This is a genomic window from Staphylococcus caeli, assembly GCF_051413795.1.
Classification (GTDB): domain Bacteria; phylum Bacillota; class Bacilli; order Staphylococcales; family Staphylococcaceae; genus Staphylococcus; species Staphylococcus caeli_A.
The window spans coordinates 94194-114552 of the sequence record NZ_JBOIRQ010000003.1 but is presented as its reverse complement, the minus strand read 5'-3'; the positions used below and the strand labels follow the sequence as shown (position 1 = coordinate 114552).

The 20359-nt window shown below is 33.8% G+C and carries 23 protein-coding genes; all 23 read right to left on the bottom strand.

Features of this window, described 5'->3' with window-relative positions; genetic code table 11:
• Positions 1-183: 183 nt before the first annotated feature.
• The 23 genes from ACSULM_RS03245 to ACSULM_RS03135 all read right to left on the bottom strand — a co-directional run bounded on the left by ACSULM_RS03245 (position 184) and on the right by ACSULM_RS03135 (position 20340).
• Complete coding sequence (locus ACSULM_RS03245; RefSeq protein WP_436860534.1) at positions 184-651, bottom strand: hypothetical protein; 468 nt, start codon at positions 649-651, stop codon at positions 184-186.
• Positions 652-878: 227 nt separating this feature from the next.
• Positions 879-1463, bottom strand: a complete 585-nt coding sequence (locus tag ACSULM_RS03240; RefSeq protein WP_436860533.1) for a hypothetical protein — start codon at positions 1461-1463, stop codon at positions 879-881.
• Positions 1464-1534: 71 nt separating this feature from the next.
• Positions 1535-2608 carry an N-acetylmuramoyl-L-alanine amidase gene (locus ACSULM_RS03235; protein ID WP_436860530.1) on the bottom strand — a complete coding sequence of 358 codons (1074 nt, stop codon included), beginning with the start codon at positions 2606-2608 and terminating at the stop codon, positions 1535-1537.
• A gap of 1 nt (position 2609) precedes the next feature.
• Positions 2610-2861 carry a phage holin gene (locus ACSULM_RS03230; RefSeq protein ID WP_436860528.1) on the bottom strand — a complete coding sequence of 84 codons (252 nt, stop codon included), beginning with the start codon at positions 2859-2861 and terminating at the stop codon, positions 2610-2612.
• A 42-nt stretch (positions 2862-2903) separates the two neighbouring features.
• Positions 2904-3368, bottom strand: coding sequence for a hypothetical protein (locus ACSULM_RS03225; RefSeq protein WP_436860526.1), 465 nt, complete (start codon positions 3366-3368; stop codon positions 2904-2906).
• Positions 3343-3765, bottom strand: a complete 423-nt coding sequence (locus tag ACSULM_RS03220; protein WP_436860524.1) for a hypothetical protein — start codon at positions 3763-3765, stop codon at positions 3343-3345. Before ACSULM_RS03220 ends, ACSULM_RS03225 begins: the two co-directional genes overlap by 26 nt.
• 36 nt (positions 3766-3801) lie before the next feature.
• Complete coding sequence (locus ACSULM_RS03215) at positions 3802-3963, bottom strand: XkdX family protein (RefSeq protein WP_436860522.1); 162 nt, start codon at positions 3961-3963, stop codon at positions 3802-3804.
• Position 3964: 1 nt separating this feature from the next.
• On the bottom strand, positions 3965-4363 hold the full coding sequence (locus tag ACSULM_RS03210) for a DUF2977 domain-containing protein (RefSeq protein WP_436860520.1): 399 nt from the start codon (positions 4361-4363) through the stop codon (positions 3965-3967).
• Positions 4344-5819 (bottom strand): BppU family phage baseplate upper protein, encoded by a 1476-nt coding sequence (locus ACSULM_RS03205; RefSeq protein ID WP_436860518.1) that lies wholly within the window; start codon positions 5817-5819, stop codon positions 4344-4346. The genes ACSULM_RS03210 and ACSULM_RS03205 overlap by 20 nt, the downstream gene beginning before the upstream one ends.
• A gap of 15 nt (positions 5820-5834) precedes the next feature.
• Positions 5835-7760 (bottom strand): phage baseplate protein, encoded by a 1926-nt coding sequence (locus ACSULM_RS03200; RefSeq protein WP_436860515.1) that lies wholly within the window; start codon positions 7758-7760, stop codon positions 5835-5837.
• A 16-nt stretch (positions 7761-7776) separates the two neighbouring features.
• The gene (locus tag ACSULM_RS03195; protein ID WP_436860513.1) at positions 7777-8343 is read right to left on the bottom strand and encodes a hypothetical protein; all 567 of its coding nucleotides are present in this window, start codon (positions 8341-8343) and stop codon (positions 7777-7779) included.
• Complete coding sequence (locus ACSULM_RS03190; RefSeq protein WP_436860511.1) at positions 8336-9919, bottom strand: prophage endopeptidase tail family protein; 1584 nt, start codon at positions 9917-9919, stop codon at positions 8336-8338. The genes ACSULM_RS03195 and ACSULM_RS03190 overlap by 8 nt, the downstream gene beginning before the upstream one ends.
• 8 nt (positions 9920-9927) lie before the next feature.
• Positions 9928-10752 (bottom strand): phage tail domain-containing protein, encoded by an 825-nt coding sequence (locus ACSULM_RS03185; RefSeq protein WP_436860509.1) that lies wholly within the window; start codon positions 10750-10752, stop codon positions 9928-9930.
• Between the two features lie 13 nt (positions 10753-10765).
• Positions 10766-16096, bottom strand: a complete 5331-nt coding sequence (locus tag ACSULM_RS03180; protein WP_436860506.1) for a peptidoglycan DD-metalloendopeptidase family protein — start codon at positions 16094-16096, stop codon at positions 10766-10768.
• 41 nt (positions 16097-16137) lie between these two features.
• Positions 16138-16284, bottom strand: a complete 147-nt coding sequence (locus tag ACSULM_RS03175) for a hypothetical protein (RefSeq protein WP_308886828.1) — start codon at positions 16282-16284, stop codon at positions 16138-16140.
• A gap of 95 nt (positions 16285-16379) precedes the next feature.
• On the bottom strand, positions 16380-16706 hold the full coding sequence (gpG, locus tag ACSULM_RS03170) for a phage tail assembly chaperone G (protein WP_107562647.1): 327 nt from the start codon (positions 16704-16706) through the stop codon (positions 16380-16382).
• Between the two features lie 105 nt (positions 16707-16811).
• Positions 16812-17450, bottom strand: a complete 639-nt coding sequence (locus tag ACSULM_RS03165; RefSeq protein WP_436860503.1) for a major tail protein — start codon at positions 17448-17450, stop codon at positions 16812-16814.
• 62 nt (positions 17451-17512) lie between these two features.
• Positions 17513-17923 carry a hypothetical protein gene (locus tag ACSULM_RS03160; protein ID WP_436860500.1) on the bottom strand — a complete coding sequence of 137 codons (411 nt, stop codon included), beginning with the start codon at positions 17921-17923 and terminating at the stop codon, positions 17513-17515.
• Complete coding sequence (locus ACSULM_RS03155; RefSeq protein WP_436860497.1) at positions 17924-18319, bottom strand: hypothetical protein; 396 nt, start codon at positions 18317-18319, stop codon at positions 17924-17926.
• Entirely contained in the window at positions 18316-18663 is a 348-nt protein-coding gene (locus ACSULM_RS03150; protein ID WP_436860495.1) for a phage head-tail adapter protein, read from the bottom strand. Before ACSULM_RS03150 ends, ACSULM_RS03155 begins: the two co-directional genes overlap by 4 nt.
• Positions 18650-18934: a hypothetical protein gene (locus tag ACSULM_RS03145; RefSeq protein ID WP_436860492.1), complete on the bottom strand. Its 285-nt coding sequence runs from the start codon at positions 18932-18934 to the stop codon at positions 18650-18652. Before ACSULM_RS03145 ends, ACSULM_RS03150 begins: the two co-directional genes overlap by 14 nt.
• Before the next feature lie 5 nt (positions 18935-18939).
• Positions 18940-19110 carry a hypothetical protein gene (locus tag ACSULM_RS03140; RefSeq protein ID WP_164905593.1) on the bottom strand — a complete coding sequence of 57 codons (171 nt, stop codon included), beginning with the start codon at positions 19108-19110 and terminating at the stop codon, positions 18940-18942.
• An 18-nt stretch (positions 19111-19128) separates the two neighbouring features.
• On the bottom strand, positions 19129-20340 hold the full coding sequence (locus ACSULM_RS03135; protein WP_436860489.1) for a phage major capsid protein: 1212 nt from the start codon (positions 20338-20340) through the stop codon (positions 19129-19131).
• Between the last annotated feature and the right edge of the window lie 19 nt (positions 20341-20359).

Here is a 20359-nt window from a genome sequence, read left to right as displayed (position 1 = left end):
AGCTTCTTACTGCTAAACGCAAGTAAGTCCTCTGCGCATAATAAAACATACATATCAAATGATAGTATGCCAGTACGAATGTACTGTTTCCTCGTATATATTATACCATAAAAAAAACAGGGCAGACACATGGCGATGTCTACCCTTGTAATATGATTTCGTGGTAATTTTATTGTAACATATTTATTTCCATTTAACTGTGCCAAACATATCCTTTTCATGTTTGATACGTTCTTTCTTATCAGTGATTTTACATACTGCACAATAGAAGTAACCTGCACTAGGGTTTGTTGGATATTTAAAGCGTACCCACCAATAGCCATTTGCTTTGATGATTTGGTCGAAATCTACCCAATCATCTTTATCAAACAACCACGAATTGACATCAACCGTTGCACCAGAAGTGCTTGGAGAACGTCTAACTCTAATACCTTTTTTAGCATTAGGGAAGAAACGACCTTTCCATGCCCACTTAGTCTTTTTAGGCGCAACTTTTGCTGCTGCTTTCTTAACTGTTGATGTGACTTTTTGCGCCACTGTAGTGCTTACGTTAGGCACCCAGAAACCTGCACAACCGAAATAATTATCTACTCGACGTTTAGGCGCTAAATTACCATTTCCATTCCAATTCTGTTCCTCATACATTCGCATTATGTCGCTAATATAATACCGTTCTCTTATGAACTGCTATATATTTCTATATAGGATAGACTATATCATCAACCAACAAGGGTTGCCCTCCGTTTCCACTCGCTTGAGTGTACTCTCTTTCGAGATAGTCGTTGCACGTTTCCTTTATAGGACTTCGCTCATGATTGCCCTCGTCTATTCGTTAGGGGTTCCCATGAATTAAAAGGGTTTGCTATAACCATTGCTGATTATAGGGTCTGTTTTAATTTTTGTAATTCTTTATAGGCTTGTTCTGGTGTATCACACATTTTAGTTATATAGTTCTTTTTATTTTTTTGAAATCTACCATGATATTTTTCACTGCCGCTATTCTTCCTAACACCTGGGTAACCAGTTGTATTTTTAAAGCCATTACGATTTAACATATTTTCGCTATGAGTTACCCATCTACAATTTTCAGGACTATAACCTTTAGAATTATCTATTCTATCCAATTCTAATCCTTCTTTAAAAGTCGGTCCCATATCTGTAAGAAAATTATCAAATGACTTTCTCCATCTTTCACAAACAGTTATTCCTCTACCACCGTAATAAACGTATCTTTTATTGTTCACATCATGGCAACGTTTCAACATTTTTTCATATCTATCATATAACCTATGATTTGTTTTCATTCTTCCACATCTTTTGCGACCTCTCGATGCCCAAGATTCCAATCTTGCTTCATGATAATCATCGCAAACAGAACAATAAAACAAACCATATTGACGATTTAAAACTTCAGTTAGAGTGAAGATACCTTTTGTTTGCCCTACTCTTTCTTTATAATACACCTTTAAGCCCTCCATATCAGTAATTTAATAATAATTATACCAATATGGTCGAAAACAATCAAAAATTAAATTTAAACCACGGTTTGATAGTTACGGTCTGCCTTTTCAACAATCCAAATATGCCCATACTTTACGAAAGACGGCGTGCCATATGTTGCTACACCAATTGAGCCTTTAGGTGGTACGAAGCTAGGTGTATTTGCATACCATGTAAAGTAAGGACTGAAATTGTTTTGACCTGGTATCATGTCACGTGCATTGCCCCATGGTCTAACTTTGTTTTCAGTAAACCATAATACATAATCTAAAATTAAGTCGGCACATTGTGCATTAAAACGCTTATCTACGTCAATTGCGCCTGCCTCCATAGGTAACATATCGTTTTCACGATACGTACGCGATTTAACTCTATACGGACTATCTACAGTCTTGTTTAGATAACCTTTCAAGCGTGCGTTAACTTGTGATTGTGTGGCATAACCTTTCATAACTTTTTTGTTAGCTTTTTGTTCTGCTTTAGTAGCTGTTTTTGGTGTCTTAACTTGCTCTACTTTGACACCTTTCTTGTAGTATTTTGCTACTACTTTATCAAAGTTTGAAGTATCTCGACCATAGCCACATGCTTCCAATGCGTTGCCTGGGTCTTGTTTGTCGTCTTGAATATTTTGGTGTCCTGGCATTTCAGTTTTATAGTCAATCTTCCAGTATTCTGCTAAATATGCGAATACTCTTGCTGCGTTATCTAACGCTTTTAATGAACGTTCTTTCGCTCGTTTAGGGTTAGCTTTGTCAATGAAATAACTAATTTCTCCACCAACTGCTGCATCGTTTGCGTCAACGCCGTACCATAAATTGTCTTGTATGGCATTGTAAAGTACGTGCCACGCTTTCTCTATTGTTGGTACACAAATGATTGCGTGCTTATCATCAACAAAGATATGAGCGCTTGCTGTTTGATTGATGTCTATATTGAAAGTATTTTTATAATAATTAACATTATCTTGTGCCGTACTATTTGGATTACCAGTATCATGAACTACTAAAAATTCTGGTTTACCTTTTCTTAATTTTTGACCCGAACGACGTGTGCCATATGGCAATAATTGAAATTCAATTGGTACGCCTTTCCATGTTTCTTGTGTCATATTATTTTAGCCCCTTTTCTTTCAAATATTCTTCTTGGACTTTCGCTTTTGGCTTAATCAGATATGTGTTTTTGTACACACCGTAGAAAGTTAAAGCGATAGGTAAACCTGTATTTAATACATTGACCCATAAATCTACTTTTTGTGGATTGATCCATTCTGCACTAACACCTGATGCATTAAGTGCAAGATACAAAGCACCTAAGAATCCACCTATCATCGCTATTAACTGTTTTATTTTGTCGTTATTCATCTCATTACCTCCATAAAAAATAGCCAACCCATAAGGGCTGACTTATTTAAATATTATTTTAAGAAAATCGAAAAGTGGATGAATCAACCATGCTATTCCGCCACCGCCTACAAAAATACCTAATGCTTTTAATATAAAATCCTTGTTTTCTTTACCTTTTAATTTTGCGTCTTCTTCTTCTTTCTTCATATATGCTTTGAAAGAAGTAGTATCTTCTTCAAGATTTGCAACATCATTTTCAATATTGCTAATTCGTATGCCTTGATTACTTAAATGCTCATTTGTCGTTTTTTGTTCTTTAGCAAGTTCTTTTTGACTTTGATTCATCTCTTTACTTGTTTCAATTATTTGTGTAAATACTGGTTTGAATTCTGCCAATATCAAAGACAGACTATTATAATTATTAGTGTGCTTTTCATCGACTTCTCTTATGCGTTTATGAATAGCATCTCTGTCGTCATAGTAGCTTTGTGGCAATTGTTTATTTTCGATAGTACAACACTCCAATATAAGCGTAACCACCAGAACCCACAGAAAGAACAAAGAATAATAAAGGCGACAACCAATTTAGTGAATTATTCATACCAGCTAGAGTGATAATGAAAAAGAATAACGCACAAATTATTCCACCTAAGATAAGTGAAACTCTGTATATAGGTTTAATATTTCTATAAGGCAGTGTTATCGCTGCAATAATTAAAAACAATCCCCCTATAAAAAAGGGGATACCCCAAAAAGTTAAGCTCAACATTTCATGCATGCTCATATACAAAGGACTATCATGGGCTTGTTCTTTTGATGACACAATCCAATAAAAGCCTCTTGCTAATGCAGTTGATCCAATAACTAATAGCGAAACTACTGTAGTTTTTTCCATTTCTGACATTCTTGTTTCATCATTCATCCCCACACCTGCTTTCTATACATTAAAACCACAAGCCTAAGCCTGTGGTTCATCCGGGTATTTCTCCCCTGTAATTAATACATAATCTTCTTTATCAATGGCTCCCATTGTCACAAACCATTGAATATCTTCGTTAGTGTAACAACCCCAACTATAAGTTATCTGAATATCATTAAATGTAGGAAAGAACATCTCCATATTATTCAACTCCCTTATCTTCTTTTAATTTATTTATTTCATTTTCTAACTCAACAATTTTCTGAGTTGCTTTTGCATTTTGTTGAGCCATTTGCATAGACAATTTGGTACCTTGAAGTGATTGTTTTTGAAGATTAGAAACCATGATTTTCAACTGATCAATACTTTTAGAATCTTGTGTTGGTGCAGAATTTATTGGTGTTTCTATTGATGGTTTTTCTTCTTCATAAAAATCATTGTTAAAAATGATGGTATCGTCTATATATTTAAATTTGCCTGCTTTATATTCGTCTCTAAAAGTAGATGGAAATATAGAATCACTCACTTCAATATCTCCATCTAAGTTTCCCACTATAGAATAGCCTACTATTTCATTGTTTTTATTTATTAATATTCGCAAGATATCTCACTCCTACTATTTTATACACTTCTAAACCTAAACTTGAATTTACAGTTCCTGTAGATGTAGGTAAATTATATGCCCCTACATTTTTAAAGGTTAAAGTTTGCTTATCTGTTTTAACGATTTGAGTTTCTACAATATCACCATTATCCGCAGCTGCATCAGTAATGTTAAAAGAATACATAACAATATTTCGTGAATCAGTATCTCGGATATAACATTCTGATGAACCATGTCCTCTTGCGAATATCTTCATCTCGTTAAATTCATCGTATGGTTTAGTTAATTTAATAACAGCACCAACGCCTTTTGCAGAACCTTCATATATAATTTCATTAGCTTCTGATATTTTTTGATCTGTATAACTTTTAGCATTAGATTCTGCTGTATTTGCTTTTTCAGTTGCACCTAATTTTGTTTCTACTACAGCAGGGTCTATTCCAACATTCTTCCATTCTGACCAAGATTCATAGAATGTTTTTACAAATAATTGATTAGAGTCATAAGGCGCAAATTCTATTCTTTGGATTGCCCCACGTGAATATTTAGTTAACCAACCATTATTAGAAGTGGCTCCTGATGGTCCGTTTAAAGGAGATACAATATATCTCGTTCCAATTGGTAAATCTGTTAATTGTTGAGTGTTATTCCAATCTATTTTTAAATTCGGATCATAAAAATTTTGCCCATCATCTTTAGTTAATTTAGCTTTCTGCCAGTTAGTTGTTTGTGCAGTTGTTACTACACCACTACCATTAACAGATTGAACAAACTGAGCTTGAGCATCATCTATATATTTCTTGTCAGCATCAAACTTTGTAGAGTATTGAGTACCTTTGTCATTTAGCTCTTTCATTTTAGCCGTATGATTATCGTTATATGCTTTTTGCTTTGTATCAATTAAAGCAGTAAGCCTACTAATACCATCTTCTGTAGCTTGATTAACTTGTGACACATAATCATTCATGTGTTCGAAATCATTGTTTAATTTTTCCATCATTTGAGCAACTTCTGCTCTCATATCAGAGAAGTATTTAATTTCTCTGATTTTATCTTCAGCTGGTAAACTAGCAATTAGGTCATTTGCAACATCAAAACTAAACTTTCGTTGAACAATCGTTTCTTCACCATCTAATGTGGTTACATATACTTGACCTACTACATTTGTAGCCACTTTCATAAAATCATCTGTAATCGTATAAGACACAATTCCATTCAATTCATCAAGATATTCTAAGTTATCGTCCACTAAAAAACTATCCCCTGATTCAAGTGCTACGAAAACTTTTACGTTTTCTTCACTTAAAGCTAAAGGATAGTTATTTCTAGTTATTTGAAATCGCAGTATAGCTGTGTGTGTATCTTGATTCCAAAACTGAACGTTTAAGCTTGATAGAGCTTGATATGTTGCTGTTGTTTCTAATGGTATGTTTTTAATTTTATTCATTGACATAACTTAAATACCCCTTTATATAGTTTGACCTGTAAATTTTGTCCATGGAGACGTTCGTTTATTTTCAGTAGTTGAAAAATAAGCTTCATACTTTTCTATGGCTGTAGCAGATGTAACACGTGTAACTATAAGTTTAAATACATATTCACTTACATTTTCCACATCAATAGTCCAACCAGCGACTCCTGGATTAGGATGATCTTTCAACTGACTGCTCCTAGCGGTATCACAGTACCATCTTTTATTTGTGATGATACCTAACTGATTCATATTAGTGATATGATCTGGTACGTATTCACGTCTTCCTCCTGCACTAGAATAAACAGTATGATTCCAATTTGTAGCTCCGTCAGTATCTGAAAACTTATTAATTGAGACAATGCGAATAAATTGCATTATATCTCTTTCGTAAGTATTTCTTGTAAGCGTTTGTTTAACTTGTCCTGCTTGGTTAGGAGCTGATACTTCTAAGAAATAACCACCATCTCTCATTTCTTTAGGTAATGGAAAATCAGTTAAATTCTTAGTATCTACTGTGTATAAATAATAAACTCCTGGTTCAATAATTTCAGACAACCTTGTAAAATTTTCGACAGGCAATGTTTTTGTTCTTCCACCTGTTTCATATTGTAATGTTGGTAATGCTTGCGCAGTCAATTTATCATACACATCACGCATAAAAATACCATGTACTTGATGTGAACGGTAATTACCTGCACCGACTGTTACACCTGCTAATAATGCTTTTTTACCTGTACTTTTGTCATAATATAGTTGAATTCCTTCCGCTTCTTGGAAATTACCGGCAAATATATTACCTGTTCTACCAATATCAGCAGTTTTTTGCAGTTTTTGCTCACCTGTTTTCAAATCGAATATGGTCACAAAGTTAGGTATATTAGAGTCTGAATCCCCTGTATACCAATATAATTCACCTTCACCAAATGCAACACCTTGCATAGGCTGTCCACCAGGTCCATCCGTTAATCTCATAGGTATATCCATTCTGTGAATAACCTTATCAGTACGTTCATCAACATCTGATAAATTCCTAATTTCGATATAATTCATAGAACCTCTTGTTTCCCATTCAGATTTAGGGTATTCGATTCTATATAAAATTTTCTGTTCTTCTTCATTTATAATAGGTGTAATATAAGGTAACTCTGGATGACCTGTGAAAACTTCTTCCATATCATAATCGCCATAAGTGATAGTAATGTCAGGTCTATAAGAAAACCTCACCAATTTATTAAACCCTTCATCATCTTTTATAAATGAATAAATCCAAAATTTATCATCTTGCCATCTATATGCATTGTGGGTACCATGACCTCCACCTTCAACGAACATTTGCGACATAAATTGACCGTTTGATTTCATTTTAGTTAATTTATATCCCTCTCCATAAGCCTGTGTCATGTATATTAAACCTGTTCTATTGTCCAAGTGGAAACTTTGCATTACCGCGTTCGTCCACGGACTTAAGTTAGTTAAATATTGCCAAGATTGATTGGGTATATCAAAAGCAAATTCTTGCGCTAACACCTTATCTTTTGCATCCTTTACACTTTGCATGACTTCATTTTTATCTGTTTCGAATCGGACATTATCTGCTAATAAACGGTCAAATAATGTTAAGTGTGCCTCTCCTCTATTATCAACACGAGCGTCTTTTACTTCTTGCAAACTATTTTTAGCTTTAGATAAAACTAAATTACTGTACCGTTTGCTTATGACCTTCAATCCATTATTGACTGTACCGAATTTATCATCATTAATCTGTTTTGAATTGTGGGCGTTCATTTCATCACTTTTATGAAAATCGAATAGATTCTTAAAATTATTCACAAAATCTTCTATTCTTAAAAAGTTAGTGTGTATCTGTTGTCTGAAATCTTTCCCTAACGTTTGTGTTAAGGACTTCAATAATTTCAACATTTGCATTCTCCTATTCTTAAAGCATTATTGTTATATCTATTGGTAACCAATGAGAATTGAGTATTGGATTCTGAGTTGAACCTTCTAAATCAATATCTCCATTTGTTTTGATTCTGAGTCTTATGAAATTTGCCAAGTTATTAATAAACGTTGTATTTTGAGCAAATGGAATTGAATTTTTTATTTCAGATGAAATCGAACTTGGAATACTGGCAATAGTACCTCTCCCTGTCGCACCTTTAACTGCACCTCTTAAGGATAAAAAATAAACCCCATTGACCGACAAAAGTCGAGCCTGTGGAGTTTCAGATGCAGTAAATGCTGTAATACCTGTTTTCAGTTGAATATCAACCCAACCAGTATCAGTAATATTAGGTATGCTAGATATTGCAGTTTGTAAAATATTAATTTGTGATTGTATTCCAGCTATTCCACTACTAACACTAGATATTTCATCTTTCAAACTATCTATGTCTAGATCACTTAAATTTTCTGGCCAACCTTGTATTCCTTCAATGTGAACAAGTGGATAAAAATTCACGTCATTATCATCTTTCATAAATATGATTGGTTCATTAGCCATCGGATAACACACTCCCCACTACATCTGTAAAATAATTACTTTTTACATTTTTATTAACATTCCAATTACCATTAGCGATTGAGTTTGTGGCACGTTTCATTCTTAAATCAATTTGATTTTGTATATCAATGATGTCTTTCTTAGCATTGCTAAATTCAACTTCCACAGGTTGGCCCATTAACGGATGAAACTTAGTCAATTTGACTATTTTTAAATCTACATTGAAATGTAATGGTTTGTGTATGAATCTAACTAAGTTATTTTCTTTTAAATCTTCATTTGTTATATACCTACGTTCAAAAGTATCTCCTAAATAATTAGTCGATAATTCAATTGTCGGTTCATCATTTAATTGCTCGATTAATTTCTCTCTCAATGCACTTTGACTAGTCACAGTATCATCAAAAACTGTTGGGGCAGTCATTTTACCGAATGTTTCATATGTGTTAGGCGATTTATATTCATCGTAAGCATAATAGACATCTTTGCCTTTTAATTTAGCTGTTAAATTCAATACATTACCCTTTTCAGTTCCAACGTACATAACAGGTTTTGTTTTATATTTAACGTTAGGGTCTGGACCTTTAAATACAGCTTTAAAAGTATGCTCTCCCTTTTCTAAATTGTCTGCAATTACGATTTGTGTAGTTCTTGATGTTTTACTATAACAACTGTATGTTCCGACTTTTTTATTATCAAAATAAACGTCAATCATTCCACCACGAGACATTTTTTTTAGTCCCCATGTCAATGTTTCATTGCCCCATTTGCAATTAAATGTTTTTGTATAGTAATTATTAAGTTCATCTGTTCTCCATGTACCGTCTTTCGTGAAGTTACCAGAGTATTTTAAATTCGGAGGTTTAATTGGATTATAGTTATTTGTTTCAGATTTCGTTTTCTTTTTACCAAATCCTCTGATATAAGTTTTCATATCAGTAGTTGTAATATCCGCAGTCATTTCATCTGAATTACCACGATATATGATAGGTATATCTGACCGTTCATAAAACATTTCAGGGTGATAAAAATAAATTTTCTTATTGTCTGCAAAATAAATATAATTGAAGTATTCAGCACCTGACACAATAAATTCCATACCATTTTGACCACCTAATTCAGACACAGGGGCGACACTATTAAACACACCTATGATTTCATATTCGAAATTTAAATCGTTATTTTTGAATCCAAATTCTAAATACTGTTTTAAAGTATAATTTGGAGTAATTTCTTCATCCATATCAGTGTTTAATTCTTCATTTTCAATATCTTTATCTATAAAGTGATTTTGAAATTCCATGAATATATGTTTTGCTACTATTTCAACAAGTACTGTTTGACTATCATATTTAAGAGATGTGGATTTAATAACGTAGTATTGTCCTTCGTACACAATGTAATTTTCATTTACTAACATATCGAATATATCTTCATTTCCAGTAGCTTTATAGGCAGTAAATGAAATAGAACGTTCATTATTTATTTCATACTCATATTTGAATGATGATAGATCATAATCTTTTAAAATCTCTGCATAGTTTCCCTTGCGATTCATTAGTATTAACTCTTTCATTTACTCACCTACCTATAAATAAAATCAAATTGAAATTCGACTGATACGTTACTAACTCCTACGCCATCAATTTCTATGTTATTAAATCCAGGGTCTAGCTCAATCCAATCCCACTCAGTGTTGATACCCACTCTATTGTCTCCAAGTATAGGATGAACACCGTTTAAAATAAGTGTTTGATAATCTTTCAATGCACCTTTATAAGTAAAGGTTGTGCCATTCATGTGGTTAGTCATTTTAAATCCATTTGGTGCATTCACGTTTATTCTTATTAACAATTTGTGTTTCAACGGATCTATTGTGTCATAACTTCCGTTCCATATTTCAAATCGTTTGTTGTTATGTTGATACTTAATATCTCTATCAGTTATTAAACCATTCTCAAACTGCCAATTTTCCGATAAAAAATTTACATCTAAAGTATCCATCAATGACTCTGAATATCCTTTTATTACATTGAAAGTTATTTCAAATTCTCCTGCTTTATTTCCAACATCTGTTATAGCATTACTTTCACATTGAACAGCGTATTTCTTACCAGGCATAAAAGAATGAACAATATAATAAGGCTCCCTTTTATAAAGGAGCCCTCTTAACTTATGTTTCATTAAATTGTAATCATTTAAATCATGACCTTTAAAATAGAATCTCAATACTAATTTAAATGGTCCGAATGTGCTTAATCCTGAAATAACACCATCTTTACCTTTCATTTCAATATTATTCGTTTGAACTTCCACATCTTCTTCTTTAAAATCTAATAGTTTCAAATACGGTAAATCAGTAATCATAATATCGAATTTATCATTAAACATACGAGCTGTTTGTTTCAATAACTTACACCTCCTAAATACCTAAATTATATCCTTTTATTCTTTGTTTTTTACCCATAGCTTGAGTCACATCATCTGTATTAAAGCCTTTAGGTTGTTGTTCGATATTCATCGTACTTGCAACTAATTGTGCAAGATAATCAATGGCTTGTTGCATTTGACTAATTTGTGTCGCTTGTTGTTCTACTACTTTATTTAGCATTGCATCGTCATTAGATGATTTAGGTGCTTTCCCTAATTGATTAGGGCGTTTATTGCCTGTAGTAGATTTACCACCTTGAATATCTTGTGCAGCTAATGCCAATAGTTTCATAGCATCATTACGTTTACTTGGGTCAGTAGGGATTACCCACTCCGGATGACCCGCTTCAGCAATGTTATACCAACCAGCATTTTTTATTAATCCACCTGTAGCAAAACGTCTGCTACCAGTAGGACCCCAGCCAGAACGTCCATAAGGTAAATTTCTTCTCCAATTACTATTATTAAAGAAAGCAAGTAGTTGGTCATAACCAGAAACTATATTATTATGCCCTTTAACTGCATATGCTTTGAATGTACTAGGAACATATTGTAGTAATCCTCTAGCAGGAGTACCATTAATATTATTTATATCTCCAATATTACCTTGTGTGATGCCTGCGTTACCGTTTGATTCACGCTGGATTTGCGCTAAAATACCATTTAACTCACTACCAGAAAGGTTAACTTTCATTTGTTTTGCAGCACGTTTGATTTCAGGAATCCATTGTTTTGCAGGTTTACTACCAGTTGAACCACCTTTTCCATTTTTCTTTAACCATGGAATAGGATCAGTAGAATTAGAATTACTTTCTCCACCTTCATTGACTTGGAAATGCAAGTGTCGATAGTTAGTCATTGAGCCAGTATTACCAGACTTACCAATCAACTGTCCTGCCTTAACTTGTTCACCCGTTTTACGCAATTGTTCTTGTAAGTGCATGAACCATAAATGAGTTTTACCTTTACTTACAGTGATTGCATTACCACCACCGTAATTGTCATACCATTTACGAACTCTACCATCCATTGGTGTCTTTATAGGTGTTCCTGTCGGAGTATCATAGTCGACACCGTGATGGACACCACCATTAAATGGATAATTAGGATTTGGTTTTTTTGGAGGCGCAGAATATGGTTGTAATATTCTAAAGCCATCAAATACAGAACCGTCGCCTACTTGGGCTTCCATTCCACTTTTTATCCATTGAATAGCTGCAGATTTAATTTTTTTCCAACCCGCTTTAGTCATTTGACCAACTAGGTTATCATCTTTAAATTGTGAAAAATCTACATTAAACGCTTGTAAGGCTAAATCTAAAAGTTTTCCAGGATTATCCATGTAATCCATGACATCTTTTACTTTACCGCCTAACCATTTAGCGCCTCCACCAACTGCTTCTTTTGCTTTTGTGTAGGCTTTCTTTGCCGAATTACCAACCCATTTACCTGTATCAATTGCTTTATCTTTAACCCAACTACCCAAGCTAAAGTGTGGCAAATCAACCGTTCCAGTATTGAATTGTGGCATTGTACCAGTAGACAGCATTTTCTGAGTAGTAGCACCATTAATAACTGATGACCCTTTAGGTAAGTATGTCGTTGTATCTTTGGTAGGTGTTAAAGCAGTACGACCGTTTGGATAACGAATCATTTCTCGGCGTCCTTCTCTACCTTTACCATTACCAGGTCCTTTATCTCCAACTACTGCCATAGTTCCTTGTTTAAGTTTACCGTCGCCAGTAGTTTTGATTTGACGATTAATAGTTTGTGTACCAGTAGAAAGTTTAGGTATCTTAGGTAGTCCTAATTTACCTCCAACCCAGTTCAAACCTTTAATTAAACCATTCAGTCCAGATTTAACGGCATTTACCATTCCAGTTATATGATCTTTAATTGTACCTATAATATTTTTAAGACCATTAGCCATGTTATTAAAAGTTCGTTTAACTGCATTCCATAAACTTGAAACAATTCCAGTAACTTTGTTTTTAATAGTATTCCAAATACTAACCATCGTATTCTTTACGCTATTTATAATATTTCTAAGTCCATTACGCAAATTGTTAAAAGTATTTCTTACACCGTTCCACAAACTTTTTGCTAACGCAATCACTTTATTTTTGATTGTCGTCCATATTTGGACAGCTATATTTCGAACTGCATTAAAAATACTTTTAACACCATTACGTAAGCTATTGAATGCATTTTTTACACCATTCCAAAGCGCCCGTGCCAACGCAATTATTTTATTTTTAATAACTGTCCAAACTGTTATCGCAAACGATTTTATGCTATTAAAAATAGTTTTTATAGTATTTCTAATGCCATTAAAAATAGTGCGTATTCCATTCCAAAGCACTTTAGATACGGATATGACAGTATTTTTTAAAATTGTCCACGCTGTTATAGCTACTTTTTTAGCAAAATTAAACGCAGTTGACACAATTGTTCTTACAGAATTGATATAAAACCTAATTGCTATAATTAAACCTTTAACAATCGCAGTTACTGCAATTTTTATGCCATTCCATATCGATATAGCTGCAGTTTTTATACCATTCCATATTGCAAATAATATAGTTTTTAAAAGCACAAAATATGCGCGAACCATAGTTATCCAACCGCGAATTATCGCTAAAACTGCAATTTTTATAGCATTCCAAACTGCAATACTCACTACTTTAATACCATTCCATATTGCAGTAATGTATTTTTTAATAAAAGAAAAAATTGATATAGCCGCAACTTTAATACCGTTCCATATAGTAATAACAGCTTTTCTAAAACCTTCGTTATTCTTCCATAAGTAAATGATACCTGCGACTAATGCACCAATTGCGGTAATAACTAATCCAATAGGACCTGTCATAAATCTAAGAGCTAAACCTAAGCCTTTAGTGGCTAATGCCGCTGCTTTAGTGACACCAGTCCATATTTTAGTTGCTACTGTTGCTATTTTAGTCTTAATTGCATTTGATGTTTGAGAAGTAGTTAACGCAGCAATTGCATAACGATATCCTCTTGCAATACCAGTTGCTGTTGCAGTTACACCACTCCAAACTTTTGTTGCTGCAGTAGCAATTAATCCTTGTTTACCGAATAATTTTAAATGTAAACTTGCTAATTTCGCTTCTAATCCTAATAGTTTAGTTTTAATTGCAGCAATTGCACCAGTTGCACCAAACACTTTAGTTGCACCAGTTGCACCCAATAAAGCAGCTCTTAATAATAGGAAGGGTTTACCTATTAATAACGCAGTACCAATTAACGCAGTCATACCACCAACGACTTTACCTATCATAGGATGTGCTTGCATCATGGAAGATATCCAACCAGTAACAGCCGTTGTTATTTTCAACATCATAGCGCCAACAGGTGCCATACCTTGAACTAAACTAACAAGTATAGATCCAATGTTTTTTAATAATTGCCACACTCTTGGACCATTTTCGTTTAAATAAGCTATAAAGTTTTTGAATCCCTCTGTATTATGGAGGTTAGCCGCCCAATCTTTGAACGTTTTAGTTACTCCAGCCATTCCTTGCATTACAGTATGTGAATGTCCACTAAATGCCTTGAATAAACTGATAATACCACTAAAGACATTGCCAAATATTTGACCGACTATTGGTAAATTAGTTTTAGTATATTGAATAAACTGCGCAATACCTTTATCGGTGTTTGCACTATTAGCCCAAGTATTAAATTTATTAGCTATACTTTCTATTCCTTTTCCTGTCCAAGAAAACAATGGTCCAAATTGTGTGAACATGTGGGTAATACCATCGCCTACACGCATTGCAGCATTTAATAAGTTCTGGAATATTGGTGGACCAATATTATTGATGAGTTTGAAGGCATTTTGTGCATTTTGTGAAGATGTAACCCAGTTACGCATTTCTTTAGAAGCATTGGCTATTTTATTCGTTGTTTGTGTGATAAATGGCGTCAATCTAGTTAAAGCTAATCGTGCAATATTAATACCGTTAGACATAGTATTGAATATTGATGCTTGATTTGCTTTTACAATATCTTTCCATTTGTTTTGCAAACCACTTAAAGCTGTTTGATAACGTTGTACTTCATTTGTAACACGTATTTCGCCATCTTCAAGCATTTTTAATGCGGTAGTAGCTTGACCTGTGAAAGCCACAATACCACCCAAAGCAACACCATAAGCACCACCTAGACCAATAGCGCCACCAGCTGCTGCACTTGCCGCGCCACCGATACCTGCAATAGCACTTACTGCACTACCTGCAACTGGAACTATAGTTGAAATTTGTTGAATAACAATTCCACTAATAACACCTTGAGTAATTTCTCCCACACTTCTTAATGTATTAGCAATTCTACTCATTTGGCTATTCATACTTGTCCAAGCACCAGTCATTGCACGACCAGTCACTGCAAGTAACGCTTGTTTACGTTGAAATTCCCCTAACTCATCGTTAGTTTCATCAATACGATTTTGTAAAACGTTATATGCTAAAGCTTGTTGGTAAACTTCTTTTTCTGCTTTGTCTAATTTAGAAGGTAATTGTCCAACTTCATTATTTAACGATGCATAAGAACGTTCAGCGTTATTTGCTTCTTTCTTAGCTTCAGTCATTGCAGTTTTAGCACTTACCATAGCTTCTTTATTTGCATCGCTAAAGTTTTGTAATTCATTTTTTGCATTTGCCGTAGCAACTTTATATTCATTTAAATCTTGTTTAGCACTGTCTACTGCTTTTGAAAGATTATTATATTGTACTTTAGCTTTTGCAAGTTGATTCCCTAATGAAACCATTTCTTGTTTAGATGCATTACCTGATTCACTCAATTGATTAAATTCTTCTTGCAATTCGTCCACAGAAGATTTGGCATTTTTCATCTTTGCACTCAATGCTGTTACAGTATTTTGCATTTGTTTCTGTGCATTTTGTGCAGACTTAACGTTCGCTTGATGCTCTTTTAACTCATTATTCATCTTTTCGTAAGTATTACTTAAAGAGTCGTAACGTTTTTTAGCATTTTGCGCATTTATTGCCGATTCTTTCAATTTATCAGACATATTTTCTTGCGCTTTACGCAATTGATCTAACTTTTTCTGAGATTGTTCACTTGCTCTACCTTGTTGTGTAAGTTTTTTATTTAAACCTTCAATCTCAGTTTCAAATTTATCAACTGACTTCTCTGCTTTATCAAAAGTAGAGAGGTTAGCTTTCATTTGTGCATCAGCTGTTTTTAATTTACGTTGTAAATTTGCCATACCTCTATCAATATCAGAAGTATCAAGTCCGAGGTCTATGGTGAAGCCTTTAATTTCATCTGCCATTAACTCATCCCCCTTTCATTTTTGATATAAAAAAAGAGTCATTAACTGGAAGCTCTAGGATCTTTTCCAGTAATTGCTCCAATTAATGACTCGTTTGCGCCAACTTTTTTGACTTTACTTTGTTTTTTATTCTTAGCATGTAAGATTCTTAATAGCTCAAATATTTCAGTATTGTCTATCTCTGACATCTTCCATCCAGCATCCAATAAATCTTGGTAGATAATATCAATATTTTGAGCCATTTTTTCAAAAGTTAAATCTTCATTAGATAGCGATTCATCGTTTATTTTTTCTTTCCCGTGTCCTCATTGGCACCACTAACTTCAGTGATTAATGTTTCGAAATATTTATCTCCATCGATACCATCTTGAAGTTCGTCCACAGTGAATTGGTTATCGTATAAATCTTCTACAACCATTTTTTCTATTTGATCTAATGTTTCTTCAAATTTTTCTGCTTGTTCAATATTTAATCCTTCTGGATTAGTGCTTAATGCACTCATACGCATTGATAAACGTGTACCTTTACGAGCTTGTTTACCTGTAAAGCTACCTGCTTTATAAAACTTTTTATCTTCACCGTTAATGTTTAATACTAATGCTTTTGCCATAATTTAATTTCTCCTTTTTCATCGGGTTTTATATTCGACCGATTATTTTAGATTTTTTATTTTTGTATACAAAAATAGACGACCGATTAAAGTCGTCTAATATCTTTATGCTTCTGGTGTTTCAACTACTGGTTCTTCAGTTACATTGTTTGCAGTATTTTCTTTTTTACCAAAGATTGATTCAAACACAGTATCTTTACCTTCTGTGGAACCTTTTGGTTCATAAGACATGATTACAGCTAATTCTTCTTCGAAACCATTAATTTTACGTTCCATGAATTGACCTTCGATTTCATCTGAACCGAATTCTACGCCATCCTCTTTTGTTTGTCCTTCTTTATTTGGACGAGTGAATACACCTTTTGAAAGACCAAACCATTCCATTGAACCGTCTTCCATTGTACGTGGAATAGCAATAGCAGTATACGTGATACCTGTTGATTGTCCGAATCCATATACATTTTTGTTTTCGCTATGTTCAACTAAACCTAATAAGTCTTTTTGAACATCAATTGGTAATTTGTGGAAAGTTAGGTTAAGTGTAGTTTCACCAGGAGATTTTGCAATCTCAGCTACTTTATTTGAACCGTAAGCTTTTTCTAATTCCTCACCGAATTCTAACGACATCTCTTGTACGTAATCAATATCTTTAATTTCTCCAACTTCAAGAGAACCATCTGCTTGTTCTGTTAAAACTGCATAATATGCTTTACCTAATCCTGTTGCAGCATTATATCTACCCATTTATATTTCCTCCTTAAATTTAGGCATAAAAAATAGCCCTCCGTTTTTAACGAAAGGCTTGCCTATTCAGTTAAATCTTTATCAATGTGCCTGAGTTCTTCGATAGTGTATGGATTACCACGATAACGTCGTGCATCCATATAAATTTTTATTTCGTGGTCGTATTGATCAGTTCCATCTATTTGTTTAAAACCAATCTTCCACAATGTTTGTCGTATTTCTTCTTGCAATAATTTAACAATGTCGTAATTAGGACCGCGTACATCTATTTGATACAAATATTCAGTTGATAAATTCGTATCACTTGCATAGGTCGATGGTTGTGGTGCAATTAATGGACTAATTAATATATAAGGTCCAGAAGTATCCGCAGTTTCATCATAATGATACGCTCTAACACGACCTGTACAATGTTGAGCAATTGTTGCGTTTTTTAATAAGTATTTTTTTAAAGTTTTCAACATATCAAACATTTACAGTTCCTCCTCAAGCGTATCTTTTATAATTTGACGATACGGTTTCTCTGTTGTGAGCATCGTTCTTGCAATTGCACCTTTACCTCGAGGGTTAGGTTTCTTAATTGAGCCCCATTCGTTAATGTGGATAATAGAATAACGATTTAATGAACCAGACCAATAAACTTTTACCATTCGTGTATTGCCATAGATATAATGAGGTTCTGTTACACTGATCTCTTCAATACTTCCACCAGTATCTCTAAACACTTCAAAATTTTTCTTTAGTACACTCACAAAATAACTGGAGCCTCGCCTTAAGGCTTTATCTTGCGCTTTTAATAATCGCGCCTCTCCATATTGCTCTCGTATTTTGCGTAACATATTATGTGTACCTTCAATTTCTACAGTCATTTTGAATACGTTCCTATGATCTTGATATTTGCATGAAAATCAGTGTCATCATCAATTTGGATAATGTTAAACTTCTTCCCTTTATATCTTGGCAATTGTATTTCGAAATACATTTCATCGTTTATTAACTTATCCATTGGGAACCATGTAACCATCGATATAGTCGCTTCATTATTAGTCATTTCCAAATCTTTTTGAGAGGGAGAATAAACATTTGCAAAACATGAATAATAGATTTCATCCACAGTTTCACCAGGAAGAAAATCATCACTAGGTTTCGCAACATAAAAAGTAACCGGTGTTCTCATTTCTCCACCAGTTACTAATTGTTTACGTTGTGCCATCTTCTGACACCTCCATATTTGTTATTTGGAATTGAACGATACTAGATAAAAAATTGTCGTGAAACTCTTCTAATTTGTCGTTAAAAACATATCTAGTACGTTCTAAAACTAACTCGCGTCCTAAATTGTTATCGTTCATTTCAAAATTACCACATTTGTCTTTAATATCTTTATATGACATTTCCAAATCCCTTTTAATACGTTCATTTTCCATGTCATAAAAGATACGATTTCTTGCTTTGAATTCTTCTACTATTTCAGAAGTAATCATTTACATCACTTCGTTTCTTTAATGCGTTCTAAAAAAGGACCTTTGTAACCGGCTTTCTCAAGTGTTTTTTCAACTTCTTCTGAACGTTTAACAGTCATTTCGACTTGTTCATCAGTGTTTAACACTCGACCGATTTCAAGGTCCTTGTAGCTTTTATTCACTTTAAATTGAGCCATTAGTATAATACCTCCTAATTATGCTTCTGGATTAACATCTGTTGTGTCTGGTGCACCTAATGCAGAGAAATCAACATCATATACAAATGAAGTTTTGTTATCATCTGGTTCAGCATATAAGAATTGCTTAGCAGTGTATAAATCCATATCTTCTAAAGCTAATGTTTGGTCGAATTCACGTACAATGACTTCACTACCCGCATAGAAGTTATAACGTGTTTTATCGAATGCTACTGCTTTACCTTGAGGTACGAATTCAGATTGCTCGAATGTAACGTTAAATGGAATTGGACTAACGAAAGCACCATTGTGTAATTGCATGAAAGCAACGCCAGTGTAAATGTAATCTGCTGGGTTTAATGCAATAACTACATTGTTTAATACGTTAGCACCTTTAGAACGTTTCACATTACCATCTTTATCGTAGTATTCTTTAGTTGATAAGTTTTTAATAACACTACCAATTTCACGAATAGACGTTTTAGAATCATTTAATGTTAATGTTCCAGCTACTGCTTTATCAGAAACTGCACCGTTTGTACGGTTGATTTCTTTCATTAATCCAACAGGTTGGTCTTTAGCAGCACCTTCACCTTGAATAGCAGTTTTTTCAATTGCTACTGCATACGCCTCTTTAATTTGTAAGCGTACATAACGGTCTACCCATTGAACGCCAGCGTCTTTTAGATCTTTAGGAACAACTACGAATGCTGTAGCTTTACCAAGTGATACGTCTTGTTCGTAGAATGTAGCCTCTAATTGACCACGGATTTCACCGAAAATTTTACCCCATACTACTTGACCTTCAGGCACAGAACGAATAACACGTGCTTTCAATCCTGTACGTTGAATATTAATGTGTTTTAATAAAGGGTGTTCTGTTTCAATATCTTCAAAAATACGGTCAATAACTGTTTCAGGAAGTAACTCTCCATCTTTCCAGTTAGTATCTGTATTCACGTGATCTTCAGAAACTAATGCGTTGTAGAATCTCTTTTCTTCGTTTGTTAAACGATTAACATTACGAGAGTTTAAAACTGCATTGTCTCCTTGTTCTTGTTGCATGTCACGACGAATAGCGTTTGCTAAATCCTCACTGTATGCGTTCATGTATTCTGTATATTTTTCTTTTACTTGCTCATCCGAAGCATTCGGACTCATGTTTGAAAACTGTTTTAATAATTCTTGAGAGTTTTGAAATTGCTCTCTGTTCTCTAAATCAATTGCCATAGTTTTTCATTCTCCTTAT

Coding starts and splice junctions, on each gene's coding strand:
- ACSULM_RS03205 (WP_436860518.1), bottom strand. CDS start 5,819: ATGTCAATGAATAAAATTAAAAACATACCATTAGAAACAACAGCAACA.
- ACSULM_RS03190 (WP_436860511.1), bottom strand. CDS start 9,919: ATGAAAGAGTTAATACTAATGAATCGCAAGGGAAACTATGCAGAGATT.
- ACSULM_RS03155 (WP_436860497.1), bottom strand. CDS start 18,319: ATGACTGTAGAAATTGAAGGTACACATAATATGTTACGCAAAATACGA.
- ACSULM_RS03230 (WP_436860528.1), bottom strand. CDS start 2,861: ATGAATAACGACAAAATAAAACAGTTAATAGCGATGATAGGTGGATTC.
- ACSULM_RS03195 (WP_436860513.1), bottom strand. CDS start 8,343: ATGGCTAATGAACCAATCATATTTATGAAAGATGATAATGACGTGAAT.
- ACSULM_RS03145 (WP_436860492.1), bottom strand. CDS start 18,934: ATGATTACTTCTGAAATAGTAGAAGAATTCAAAGCAAGAAATCGTATC.
- ACSULM_RS03175 (WP_308886828.1), bottom strand. CDS start 16,284: ATGTCAGAGATAGACAATACTGAAATATTTGAGCTATTAAGAATCTTA.
- ACSULM_RS03220 (WP_436860524.1), bottom strand. CDS start 3,765: ATGAATGATGAAACAAGAATGTCAGAAATGGAAAAAACTACAGTAGTT.
- ACSULM_RS03165 (WP_436860503.1), bottom strand. CDS start 17,450: ATGGGTAGATATAATGCTGCAACAGGATTAGGTAAAGCATATTATGCA.
- ACSULM_RS03140 (WP_164905593.1), bottom strand. CDS start 19,110: ATGGCTCAATTTAAAGTGAATAAAAGCTACAAGGACCTTGAAATCGGT.
- ACSULM_RS03160 (WP_436860500.1), bottom strand. CDS start 17,923: ATGTTTGATATGTTGAAAACTTTAAAAAAATACTTATTAAAAAACGCA.
- ACSULM_RS03200 (WP_436860515.1), bottom strand. CDS start 7,760: ATGTTGAAATTATTGAAGTCCTTAACACAAACGTTAGGGAAAGATTTC.
- ACSULM_RS03235 (WP_436860530.1), bottom strand. CDS start 2,608: ATGACACAAGAAACATGGAAAGGCGTACCAATTGAATTTCAATTATTG.
- gpG (WP_107562647.1), bottom strand. CDS start 16,706: ATGGCAAAAGCATTAGTATTAAACATTAACGGTGAAGATAAAAAGTTT.
- ACSULM_RS03215 (WP_436860522.1), bottom strand. CDS start 3,963: ATGGAGATGTTCTTTCCTACATTTAATGATATTCAGATAACTTATAGT.
- ACSULM_RS03135 (WP_436860489.1), bottom strand. CDS start 20,340: ATGGCAATTGATTTAGAGAACAGAGAGCAATTTCAAAACTCTCAAGAA.
- ACSULM_RS03150 (WP_436860495.1), bottom strand. CDS start 18,663: ATGGCACAACGTAAACAATTAGTAACTGGTGGAGAAATGAGAACACCG.
- ACSULM_RS03180 (WP_436860506.1), bottom strand. CDS start 16,096: ATGGCAGATGAAATTAAAGGCTTCACCATAGACCTCGGACTTGATACT.
- ACSULM_RS03245 (WP_436860534.1), bottom strand. CDS start 651: ATGCGAATGTATGAGGAACAGAATTGGAATGGAAATGGTAATTTAGCG.